The following is a 13,184-nucleotide window of genomic DNA, read 5'->3' as shown; positions in this document are numbered from 1 at the left end:
GTGCAACTGACATTTGTGCGCCGTCTAGCGTACGGCGCACAACTGCTTTCCTATTAGATATCGTAAGACCAGAACGTGGGTGCGTGACGCCCTGCGGACATTCAAAACTATGTTAGTAGGCAACGTGGGAAATATGTAATGTCGAATAAGAATAACCAAGTCGTGAAGATTAGCGCCCGTGAAGCCCAGCTAAAACGGAAAATACGACGGCATTTGAATGGAATAGGTTTGCGGAAAGGAGCTGACGGCAATCTTCATGCGTCCGGTAATGGTAAAGAGGTGGTGAGAGCGCTGCACGGTCCGCAAAGAGCGGACCGACAAAAAGAGAATAAGGAATTCATACAACATAATATCGATCGTTTAAATAAGTACTTTGCATCTGGAAATGAAGTCGACCCGGAGAGAATTCGACCTACAATAGAACGGGTTCGAGCAAAAAGCTGGCAGGGCGATCTGTTCCGACTCGCTTCGTTGACTTGGTCAGTGCCTGTGTCTCAAGGGTTTGGTCGCAGGCTCAGGTATCTAGTATGGGACGCGTCCAACGGCAAATTGATAGGAATATTCGCAATTGGCGATCCGGTCTTCAATCTTGGAGTGCGAGACCGCTACATTGGCTGGGACTCGAGAGACCGATCAAACCGACTTGCGAATCTCATGGACGCATACGTGGTTGGTGCAGTGCCTCCGTACAACTTGCTACTAGGAGGAAAGCTTGTCGCCTGCCTGATCAGTAGTCGAGACGTTTATGATGATTTTCGAAAGGTCTACGGATCGAGTACGGGGATAATATCGGAACAGCGGAAACAAGCACGTCTGCTCGCAATAACCACGTCCTCGTCGATGGGCCGTTCCTCCGTGTATAACAGACTAAAAATTAACGGTACTCGGTACTTGACATCAATCGGCTATACGGGTGGGTGGGGGCATTTCCACATCCCGGATGGTTTGTTCCAGGAACTCCGCGAGTATTTGCGGCTTATTGGGCATCATTACGCCGATCACCATGCGTACGGCCAAGGACCCAATTGGCGACTTCGAACGTTACGGACTGCGTTCGTGGAATTAGGAATCGGGGACGATATATTACGTCACGGTGTAAACCGGGAGGTGTTTATTTCGTTTTTAGCCCGAAACGGTGCCTCGATTCTACGTACCGGTAAGGGGCGTCCGGACCTATCATCGCTCTCCACGGTTCAGGAAATCGGCGAACAGGCGGTCAATCGGTGGATGGTGCCGCGTGCGTCTAGACGCCCGGAGTTTCGCGACTGGCCGTCAAAAGGAATAAGAGATCTAGTCGCGCATCCACAAAGAGTTGACCTAGCATGGACGAGGGAAGGGGATAGTAACACTCCGAGGACACTGTCGGATGAAGAAGGTTAGTTGAGCGTGTCAGCACCTCTCGATTCGTTGCAAGAGAAACTAGAGGCTCACTTTGCGCGACTCGCATCGCGGCGCAGTGGTACTGGGTTTCGATTGTTCGTATTCGAACACGGACTCTCGCAGTCCGATCTAATTGATCTCTCGGAAGGGCTGCGCGCGCTTGCGTATGATCGAACGGCCCGGGAGCGCTACTGGTTATTGTGGGCCGTGTACGCTACTGAGCAGGGCTATGCCTATGAAGGCGATGAGTACTGGCCATCGTTTGAAGCGAATACACCGGGTTGGGGTATCGGAGACCGTAGCAGCATATTGCCATTTTTCAAAGCGTTTCAGGAACGGTACGACGGCGTAATTCCATCGGGAGCGTGGGCGAACCAGTTTAAGATCATAGCGTGGCCGATAACGCACGCCATTCTTCCGCGCTTCCTGCAGATGCACTTCGCGAAAGCGGTATATGATCTTCGTTATCAGTTGTTATCGCTGAGTACCGGGTCACCGATTGAAATCGGCCGCGTTATGGCGGCGCATGCACATCCGAATTCAAAAAGATTCGGTCAATTCCTTGAGCAGGAAGAACTGTGCGGACGCATCGTACTAGCCATGCTGCACAGCGAACAGAAGCTGGAAATAGAGCCGATATATGAATCGACTTTGTCTCGTATAGTAACGGATCTCGAAAGAGTCCGTAAGGCGCGGGAGTGGCTTAACGAAACGCGAAACGTTGTAACGGATTCATTTCGATGGGCGCGCCGCCGCTCAAGATCGTCAAGGCCGCGGACGCGGGACGCGAGGGAATCATCAGACGATCAGGACGAGAAGTCATACCCCGAGATTCGACCGAAACTGGTCCTGCGCCACGTGGGCGAGAACGAGTGGTCAGTCATCGTCGATATCCCCGGATTGAGCGCCATTTTGGGTATGGTCAATGACGAAACAAGGAACTTCCTTCGCCAAACACGATGCAGGGTCCAAGGTGCTCCGGATTGGAAACCCCGTGGGTGGGCGGCGTCCGGTAGACGCATGGCCGTAATAAGAACATGGCCTGACGACCGGCAGCCGTTGATTCAATTTGAAAGAGCGAATCCGCTTATTGAAAACATTCTCGACAATGACTGCCGACTTAGTGCCGGCCCCGTTTGGCTTTTTAAGGTCGGGCGAGATGGTCTGGCAAAAGAAGTCGTAACGAAGGCTGTCAGGCCGGGTAATCGTTACATCGTAATAAGCAAAAGTGACGCGCTTCAAGATCTACCTGGCATGACTCGGTGTTTGATCGATTGCGATCTGGTATCGGGAGTGCATTTTTCTATGCCGGATCACGTACCGGATGCATTGAGACGCAGAATCGAAAGCGAAGGATTACATGTCGCCAGAACAATCCGAGTATGGCCTGCTGGTTTGCCAGCGCGGAATTGGGACGGTGAAGGTAGGAGCGAATGGCTTACTACTGAGACACCGTGTTTTGGGGTTGTTAGTGACTATCCAGTCAATGGATACGTCGTGTACATCGACGACGATGATGGCACGTCGGTGTCAGCAAAATCAAACGGGGACCCTTCGTTTTTCCGCATACCACCGCTGAGTACTGGATCGCATTACATAGATATTGAAGTTGAGAGAGACGGGGACGATAAGTTCGGGGGTGTAGATGCGCCGCCTGAGGGGGAACTTATCCTGGATGTTCGAAATCCAGAGCCTTGGCGCGCCGGGACCACGTTGCAGAATGCGCTGCTCGTCACGACTGATCCTTATGACGCATATCTCGAGGACTTCTGGGAGAACAAGGTGCAGATTGGGATATCGGGCCCTCCAAGCCATGAGGTCATCTGCACCCTACAATTACACGACTACCAAGGGAATGAACTGTTTTCGCGTCAAGTTGACGGCGCAATGGGATTGCCGGTGTCAACAGAAACATGGGCGCATGAGTTCGACCACTCCACAAGAGATGAAGGGAGCCAATGGGCGTACCTTGAGGCCAACTCGTGCAGGGTAACCATAGACGGTGGCGAAATTGGTGCGTGCACGATCCACTTCGAACGTCGTCCGCGACCAGTGCGGTGGGTTCCTACGCGCCGGAACAGCACTGTCGGTCTAAGAATGATAGACGAGACGGGGATGGAATCGGAGAGAGCGGGGTGCGAGGTGTTCGATATGCAAACGCCGGTGCGCCAGCGGAGGTTTGACTCGACGTTATTTAGAGAGAATGTAGATGTCCATGAGCCGGGCGCGCTCTTCGTAGCGTACGCCGGAGAGTTTCGTGATTCGGTTGTCGTCAGTACGGGACTTGCCGGTGAAGGGCTTCAAGGCTTAAACGTGTCGCCGGAGGTGGATGATCTCAGCGCCGGTCCGCAAGCGTTACTGCGCGGAATGAACGCCCTGGTGCGTTGGAAAGAAGCATGGCTGGCGGGTCTTTTGGCAGATGTTCGCCGCAAAAAGGTTATCGAACGTATCCAAACGGAAATATGGCGCAGCCTATGTGGTTCGAAATGGATGCGACTCGAAGAACAATATTGGAAAGCACCGACTGACGAAAAGGCGTTACGGAACCTTATGCGCGGTGTGGGGCCAAGCACTAGCCAATGCGTTACGGAACTACGGAAAAGCAATTGGGAGAACCTTCCGACTTTTCGGGATGTGGAAAGTCACTTTGCAGGGATGGCTCAAACATATCGTCTTTGCGGTGATCGATCACATCTGTACGGAGCATTTTGGCTGGCGGTCGATCCGGCGCGAATCAATGACGAATACAACCAAGGTATGGAGAGTCTCCTCCAGTATATTTGGGCGAACCAATATATCATGCGCGCTGCCAGATTCGCGGTGCTTATGTGGCGAATGAACCGTGAACTAGATGGATAGGGACGCAATGGCCGTGGAAGAGATCGAGGCGCACGACGTAATCGCGCTATCAAAGAGAACCACAGGTTTAAGGTACGATAGTGAAGGAACTATTAGCGGTGAATTGCTCGCAATGCTTGTGCGTCGAGCGGCAGGCATCCTATGTCCTTGCGCACCAGCGACTTTGCGTAGCACAGTATGGGAATCGTTACAGTATTTAAGCAAAGCGTCGCGGTCACTGGAAGACGAGATAACGCATGCCATTGAAATGTTGGTGGTCGGAGGCGATTTGCTCGAGGTCCGGGACCTGTCGTCACATGACCCGGCGCTTAAGGGGACGTGGGTGTATGGGGCACCGCCGAGCTTCGTAGTGCGTCCTAGCGGTAATATATTCCTGATTGGAATCTCGCCGGATCAAGATACGTTTATCCCGGCCGCGCTGGTCGATCGCGTGGTGGTCGTGGGATCGATGCGCGTGATTAATCCGGAAGCAACGGAGGATCTAGCGGAGAAACTCCGGGAGTACGGGTTTCTGGAACTGTCTATGGACGCCTGGCTGAAAACACCAAGGGCCGACACGGCGGACGAGTTGGTAATCGATATGGAGAATAGACTGGCCGCTCAGGCTGAATGCGGAAAAGTCCCTAAGCTAACGATTATAGATATGGATAAGCCCGTCACGTATTACACAGGTAGGTGGGTAGAGCCTAATGCGCACACGGGAATGTTTGTTGGGCGGCGCCCGCAAGAGTACGGAAACCCGCTTTGGTGTTTAGTTAAACTGAAAGATGGTGTGCCGACGCGGTTAATGGATCTTCCCTCGGGGAATTCCCGCTGGAGAGGGTGTGATATCGCATGGCATGTTCAGATGGCACTGGATTATCTTTCAGGACAGCCGCAGCGCTACCGACGACAAGAGCAGGATGGAGAGGTCCGGCTGGATTTCCTGTCACCGCTGCCAAAGTGGGCAGAGCGGCGGTTGATGGCAGTGGGAGCCGCGTGTCCGAGCAACCGAAGCGTTGTGTCGTACGTCCTATCGAACGAGGAAGCAGAGACTGAGGAAGAGTTTCTGAAAAGCCGAACTTGGTTGATCCCGACCGATGACTGAAATGCGAGCGAAAACTGATGGTCGATACAATTCACAAGACGATCGATGAATTACACAGCGCCTTAACGGATTATATTGAAGCGACATATCATATTAGCGCTCCCTCGCTGATACAGCAACGAAAGAAGTTGCTCGACACCCCGGGGGTCGTCCATCAGGTGCCGTACGTCGAGTCAACCCGACGTTACCAGTTGGGCCATTCATTTGACGCAATCAAAGGATTGCCACAAGCGGCTCTGGACATCTATTCGCGGCTTTCGGGGCCGGAGGATGAACTTCCACGTATACTTTATGACCCGCCTTATAAGCACCAGTCGGAAGCAATCCGATATAGCTTGGTTGAAAATAAAAATCTTCTCGTAATGACCGGCACCGGTTCCGGGAAAACTGAATCATTCCTGCTTCCTGTTTTGGGCCGGTTGGCGAACGAGGCGAAGGAAAGTCCGACGACTTTCAATTCGAGGCCCGCTATGCGCGCATTGGTTTTGTATCCAATGAACGCGTTGGTCAACGATCAGTTGGGGCGTTTAAGGGCGTTGTTTGGGGACAGGCGTCTCGTCGACCAATTTATGGAATGGGCGGGCCGTCCCGTCCGATTTGCGCGGTACACGAGTAGAACACCATACGCAGGGGTGAGGACGGCAAAAAAGGATGGTGTGAAGCTTAAGCCGTTCGAGTCATTTTACGTCGACGTCTTGGTACGCAGGGGCAGTGACGATCAGAAAGAGAGAGAAGAGGCGGAGCGTTTTTTCAAGGCGCTGCAGGCAAAGGGTAAGTGGCCCGCAAAGGACGATTTATTGAAATGGATGGGGAATAAAGGGACTGAATGGCAAAATCGAAGTACAGGTAAGTTTCAAAGGGCGGTGACTCAGCCGTTGGACGCAGAGTTATTGACAAGGCATGAAGTGCAGGAGACTCCGCCAGATCTTCTCGTAACCAATTACTCGATGCTCGAGTATATGCTTATGCGACCGATAGAGCGGTCGATATTTGACAGCACAAGAATGTGGCTGGAAGAGAACCCGAGCGAAAAATTCGTCGTGGTTTTGGATGAGGCGCACTTGTATCGGGGTGCAGCTGGTGCAGAGGTTGGTCTACTTATCCGGCGTCTACGAGATCGACTCCACATTCCCCCAGAGCGGCTGCAGGTCATTTGCTCTACAGCGAGTTTCGAGCAAGAGAGCTACGCACCGGAGTTTGGTGAGCAGCTATCGGGAATTCCGGCGGATACTTTCAGAGCGATTAAAGGAGATCTTTCACTTAAGGATAATGGGGACGGTGGGACACGGGCCGATGCGGAGATGTTGGCGGGCATTGATATCGATAGATTTTACGATGCAAAAACAGACAACGAAAAGTCCGACATAATAAAGCCGCTATTAGATCACCGTGGAAGTTCCGCGACGGGACTCCCGGAGATGGATCTATTTGACGCGCTCATCGAGTACCCCCCGATGAGTCGGCTCATTAATGAAACGATGGTTGATGCCAAGAAAATTGAGGAACTTGGACCATTATTATTTCCGGAGGCTTCGCCGGAAACGGCAGATGCAGCCGTTACAACATTAATGGGACTCGGAAGCAGCGCGCGACGCGAGGAAGGCGAAGCGGGTTTGCTTCCCTGCCGGATACATAACTTCTTCCGAGGGCTTCCTGGGTTATGGGTGTGTATGAATCCAGAGTGCACTAATTTGGACGGGAAGGAGAAGGATGACATTTGTGGAGCGATGTACTCGCAGCCGGTTGAGCGGTGCGAATGCGGTTCGCGGGTTCTCGAGCTATTTACGTGCAGGAACTGCGGCACCGCGTACGCGCGAGCATATACAGACGACGTGGATGCTCCGTCTGCTTTGTGGTCGCATCCGGGCCACCGTATTCGTATTGGAGAAGAGCGGACCGAGGCGTTAAAGCCACTGGATCTTCTCCTTGAAAGGCCAAGCAACGAGGAGGTCGTTGAACCTGCAGAGTACGATGTTGAGACCGGAAGATTGAACCCTGAGATGCTCGGGCCTCGGATGAGGCAGGTGTATATACGGAATGAGCGCATTGCGGACAGCGTATCTGAGACGGGTGAGGGTTCCCGATTGGAGTCACGTGGTCAATTCATTCCGTGTGCTGTGTGCGGTAAAGGGGCCAGCTTTGGGCGATCGTCGGTTCAAGACCATCAAACGAAAGGAGACCAACCGTTCCAGGCGCTCGTGGCACGACAAATACAGATTCAGCCGCCCACGAGCACGGAAGAGAGTAGTTTCGCCCCGTTACGTGGTCGCAAAGTCCTGACATTCTCGGACTCGAGACAAGTTGCGGCTCGGTTGGCCCCTAATCTACAAATGTACTCGGTTCGGGATTCGTTGCGCCCAATGATCGCATGGGGATTTAAACGCCTGCAGGCGTTTAAGTCACTTTCGACGCAGTTGAGTTTGGAGGACTTGTACTTTGCGGTCCTGCTCGCGTCAAAGGAGTTGAAGGTACGGCTACGGCCGGAGTTGAAGACCGGTGAGAGTTTTGCAGCGGAGGATCGTGTTCAGGAAGCGGTCGACAATGCCTCCATCCAGACGGAAGATGGTGTCCGCGAATTGTGGATGGAGATGCGGAACGAACGGCCACCGCTAGCGCTGCTAGAGGATATTATAAAGACGGTGCAGGATCGGTATATCGGTTTTGAGTCGCTCGCGATCGCCTCCATACGCGAACGCGGAAAACATACCGAAGAAATAAAGAAATTACCCGATCTACCAGGTGTTGCGACGTCAGACGAAACGAAAGTCGAATTGGCACGCGCGTGGCTGCGGTGCTGGCAAAACTGGGGATTCTGGCTTAACTCAATGCCTGGCGATTGGCAGAACCGGTCGAAAACCGAAGGCGTCAGTGTAAAGACGCGGGACGGGGGAGCGCAATTCGAGGCTATCAAAAAGCTACTACGTGAAAAAGCGAACCGAGAGTCGTTCCGGGACTCGTGGACGCCGAAACTTAATGAGATCTTCACGGAAAATGTTGCGGGAGGATACAGACGGCTCCGTGGATCGGAATTGTCGTTGTGCTTTGACGGTGCGTGGGTGCAATGTCGGAGTTGTCGATCAATCCATCGACCCTTGACGGAAGTGAAGCGCTGTGTCGATTGCGCAGGCACGGATTTAAGGGAAATTGATCCAGAATCGGATCAGGTGTTCCTCGCGCGAAAAGGATTTTACAGGAAACCCGTCATGGAGGCCCTTGGTGATAAACAACGCCGACCTATGGCGCTAATCGCGGCCGAGCACACAGCACAGTTAAACTCACCGCAAAATGAAGATGTATTCTCCAAAGCTGAAGAAAATGAGTTGCTTTTTCAGGACATTGCATTACCGTCCGACGGGAGCCGTTCTAGGGCAACTGCGATCGATCTGTTATCGAGTACTACGACGATGGAGGTTGGGATTGACCTCGGGGCGTTGTCGGGCGTAGCGCTTAGGAACATGCCGCCAAGCCGCGCGAATTACCAACAACGCTCGGGTCGTGCTGGACGACGGGGTAAGGCGGTAGCGACCGTAGTGGCGTTCGGCAGTTCGGATACGCACGACGAGCATTACTTTGCAGAGCCGGACGAAATGATCCGCGGCGCGGTAGTAGACCCACAGCTTACGCTTGATAACCGTGAGATCGTACGACGGCATGTACGTGCCTCAGTACTGCAGGCTTACCATCAGGATCGGATTCGGGTAGTCGATCCGCAGCAACCGCACGATTTGTTTTCAGTGCTGGGCACCGTATCCGAGTTCTTAAAGGAAGACGCCGTCTTGAACAGGTGGGACTTCGAGAACTGGTTAAACGAACATAGGAGAGAACTGAGCGAGAATATACTAACGTGGATTCCGCGGCAGCTCCCTAAGTCGGAGCAGCGGGAGATAGTTGACAACCTTGTGTCGGATTGCCTGCGAGCAGTGGACCACGCAACGGGGCAATCACCAGATGCTGTACGGGGGGAATCCGAAAGCACTACGGTCGAGACCGATATAGTCGAGAGCGTTCCCGAGGAAGGCGACGACCTAAAACGAGAACTCACCGACCAAGATAAGCTTCTCGACCGTTTACTGTACTGCGGGCAACTCCCACGTTATGCCTTCCCGACGGATGTCGCCACATTCCACGTATTTGATACGGAGAGGTCGACCCGGTTTCGTCCGGTCATGCGATTCGCACCGTCGCAAGGCTTGCCGGTGGCATTAAGTCAATATGCGCCGGGGAAGCAGGTGTGGATCTCCGGAAAATGCTATACATCGGGCGCTATCTATTCCGTAATGAAAGAAGATCGGTACGCGGCATGGAATGATAAACGTCTATATATGGAATGTAGCGATTGTGGATTTGCGAGAACGCTTAGTCCAGATGAGGCCGAGCGGAATGAGGTGCGTGATTGTACCGCCTGTGGCGGCGAGGAGACCTTTGGTCCGGCCCGCTACTGGATGTGTCCCCCGGGATTTGCACACCCTATCGACGCAGAGGAAGTAACCTCGCCGGACGATATGCCCGAGACGAGTTATGCGACCCGTGCAAAACTGACGATGGGAACGCCTGACGCCGACGCGGGGTGGACTGCCGCAACCGAACGCGTACGCTCTATTCCAATCCGGCAACACTTGCTTGTATCCAATACAGGGCCGAACGACGAGGGATATACATACTGCGTCAAGTGCGGTCGTATCGAAGCAAGTGATACGCCAAACCCTTCTGTTTCGGGTGCGCATAAAAAACCTTACCCCGATACCGATCGACAGCAAACATGTGAGGGCGGCGGAGCAACTAAGCACTTGGTTCTCGGAACGGACTTTATTACAGATATCCTTCTCTTATCCATGAAGGTCGCCGCTCCGATCAAATTGAAACCTGGTGAGTATACAACGGACGTTGCCCTCCGAACCGTGAGCGAGGCGTTAGCACAGGCGGCCTGCCAGATTTTGGAGATTGAACCCGGTGAGTTGATGGCCGAGTATAGACCGGCACTAACGGCCGGAGGGTCGAGCGGCCTTGAGTCAGAGATCTTTTTATATGACACGTTGCCAGGTGGAGCGGGGTTCGCAAGTCAACTATCGGAATGTACATTGGACCTATACCGGCGGGCATTACGTTTATTGCAATCGTGTCCATCCAACTGCGACGCCTCATGCTATCGATGTCTTCGCAGCTTCAAGAATAGGTTCGAGCATGAACTGCTGGATCGTCACGTTGGCGCTGAACTATTGGAGTACCTGATTGACGGACGGCAACCCGAATTCGACGAAGCCCGTATCCGTGCGTCCACGGATCTACTGTGTAGCGATCTCGAGCGTCAAAGTGACGGAAGTCGAATCATATCAAAAGATGCGCGAGTCCCGGGACCGGATGGCGTGACTCGAGAGGTGCCGATCCTCGTGCAAGATGAGACGGGGGAGCAACATATTATTGCATTGTCTGGCGCGCTAACCGCCGGACATCCGGCCGATCCGAAGATTAGAGATATGCTAGATGGAACAATCCCCGTCTATGTTGAGAACGAATTACTCGTACGTCGGAATCTACCTACAGCGACTCGGAATGTGCAACGTCAACTGAAGGAGGCCAACCTATCATTCAGGTGAGTGAATAGCAGCAGTCCTGAGAATCTGTCGACCGAAAGACGATAGCCAACGAGTTCAGAGTAATGCTTGAGATTGTCGGGGTAAAAGAAGGTTCGGAATATGAGGCGGCGACCCATCTCGCATATCAGCTAAAAATGCTGTGGCCCGATATAACCCAAAGCCGCGGAGATCAGGTCAAGATCTTTGCTGGTATGAAGATGCATGGCCGACGTATTGAGGATTTAGATCTTGTCGTCCTCGGCAGGTTTGGCGATCCGCGTGCATTTGGCGTGGAGTGCGAGTTTCATCCACGGAATGGGGAGCGCTTCATCCCGAAGACGGCGGAAGTCCGAAACTTGGCTCTTGTGATCGAAGTAAAAGGTCACGACCCAAGTGGCGTCCACTTCGACGATACCGTAGCGTCGGTTCGGTATAGACGAAATGGAAAGGAGACGTGGCAGACGGTTACTGAAAAGAACCGAGATCAAATGTTCGAGTTCAAATACTATTTGGCCGATCATGGAATCCACGGTGTCTATGTTCAGAATCTAGTATTCTTTACCGGCCTTCGGGAAGATAACCTTCCGAAACGTCCCCATAATTTTTTTGGGATCGATGCAAGCGTCGAGAGGATACTCAATATTCTTGGCCAAGTGAGTGGGCCGATACGTAAGGGCCGACACGCCGTTATATCGGCCGGGTCCGACGACATGTTCAAAAGGGCGCTCGATCCGAAAACAGGGGTTCTTGCGCGACTGGAGCCGTCGGCATTAGACAGAAGACGCATGGATTCGATCGCTAAAGGAGGCGTACCAGAAACGTGGTTACGGGACGTTGGCGAAAAGCAAGTTACCATTCGGGGACGTGGAGGGGTTGGGAAGACGGTCGTGTTACTGCAACTTGCATATCGCGCGTTTGACCAGAACCAGCTGCGCTCACTGGTTCTAACATATAACCGCGCGCTAGTAGCGGACCTGAAACGAACTATGGCGCTACTGGGGGTTCCGGAAGGGTTGGACCGAGGCGGGATCTCGGTCACGACGGTGCACTCGTTAGTGAGAACCGTGTTGAAAGCCGTTGGACTACTGGACGACGACGAAGACAGGTTCTTGGAGAAATACGAGGACAGTAAAGCACGCTTACTCGAATACATTAAGGCCGGCGCGATCTCATCCGGGGACATTGAGGATGTAAAACGTGGCCAACCATTCGAGTTGGATTGGGATGCCGTGTTCGTCGACGAGGCGCAGGATTGGCCGGAGAATGAGATTGAAATCCTTCGCCATATGTACGGAGCCGAACGGCTAGTGATCGCCGATGGGGTCGATCAGTTCGTTCGGAAATCCATTGGAAACTGGTCGTCGGGAATTGACAAAAAGCGACGTAAGACACAACGCATGACGAAATGCCTGCGGATGAAAGCGAATCTGACGGCGTTTGTGGGCCGGGTAGCTAAGCACCTCGGATTGAACGAATGGGACCTTGCGGTAAATCGAGAGGCGAATGGTGGGCAAGTAGTCGTGATCGAAGGGGACCTTACAGGGCGTGCAGACGTGTATGAGGAGTTTCGTGCGTCGGCCGAAGAGCTAGGAAACGATCCCATCGACCTTTTAGCTTGTGTACCTCCGTCACTAGTGCGCCATGATGGCGCGCGGGCAGAGTCCGTGATCGGCCGCGAGATTGTATCGCGAGGAGGCAATGTATGGGACGGAACTGGAACGGATGTACGCAGAACATATCCGGTGGAGAAAGACGCGTTGCGGATCGTTCAGTATGACTCATGCCGGGGATTAGAGGGATGGTCGGTAATTAACTATGCATTAGATGATTTGTGGCGATATAAGTATCGCGAAGGCCTTGAGTCTGTCGATCCGGTTGACGAATTAGGTGGATCTCGCGAGGACTTGGCCGCGGTGTTCGCGTCAAGATGGGTTATGATTCCTCTTACCCGCGCAATGGATACATTGGTGATAAATATTCGAGATGGCGGAGGCCCAGTCAGGGACGCGCTGAACGCCGCATATCAGGAGTATCCAGATTTCGTGGAATGGAGGTCATTGTGACAGTCAGGTTTGGTGGATAATTGAGTTCGGTCGGTGGACGCGGAAAAAGCGAGCGCGATCGATAGACTGAAGCGGTAGGCGACTAGGAATTCGGGATCGGGCGTTCTTAAGGCGATCTTTGGATGATTGTATTCCATCGGAAACGGTGCTATAGCAAGTCGGGTAAGAGGCGGTGATCCGCGGGCGTAATGAATGCAGCAGTATCGCTCGCCAACCCGTGAC

General features: G+C 53.1%; 5 protein-coding genes. All 5 read left to right on the top strand.

The features are described from left to right. Positions 1-138: 138 nt before the first annotated feature. The 5 genes from A0W70_RS16435 (at position 139) to A0W70_RS07405 (ending at position 12,962) form a co-directional block, all read left to right on the top strand. Complete coding sequence (locus A0W70_RS16435) at positions 139-1,380, top strand: Druantia anti-phage system protein DruA (RefSeq protein WP_075109843.1); 1,242 nt, start codon at positions 139-141, stop codon at positions 1,378-1,380. Then, the gene (locus tag A0W70_RS16735; protein ID WP_139150785.1) at positions 1,381-4,239 is read left to right on the top strand and encodes a hypothetical protein; all 2,859 of its coding nucleotides are present in this window, start codon (positions 1,381-1,383) and stop codon (positions 4,237-4,239) included. 7 nt (positions 4,240-4,246) lie between these two features. After that, positions 4,247-5,326 (top strand): hypothetical protein, encoded by a 1,080-nt coding sequence (locus A0W70_RS07415; RefSeq protein WP_139150784.1) that lies wholly within the window; start codon positions 4,247-4,249, stop codon positions 5,324-5,326. A 17-nt stretch (positions 5,327-5,343) separates the two neighbouring features. After that, the gene (locus tag A0W70_RS07410; RefSeq protein WP_070988586.1) at positions 5,344-10,920 is read left to right on the top strand and encodes a DEAD/DEAH box helicase; all 5,577 of its coding nucleotides are present in this window, start codon (positions 5,344-5,346) and stop codon (positions 10,918-10,920) included. Positions 10,921-10,982: 62 nt separating this feature from the next. Beyond that, positions 10,983-12,962 (top strand): DEAD/DEAH box helicase, encoded by a 1,980-nt coding sequence (locus tag A0W70_RS07405; protein ID WP_070988584.1) that lies wholly within the window; start codon positions 10,983-10,985, stop codon positions 12,960-12,962. Positions 12,963-13,184 lie beyond the last annotated feature (222 nt).

Origin of the sequence: Halofilum ochraceum (genome assembly GCF_001614315.2) — a bacterium.
GTDB classification, from domain to species: domain Bacteria; phylum Pseudomonadota; class Gammaproteobacteria; order XJ16; family Halofilaceae; genus Halofilum; species Halofilum ochraceum.
This window is presented reverse-complemented; position numbering and strand designations above follow the sequence as displayed.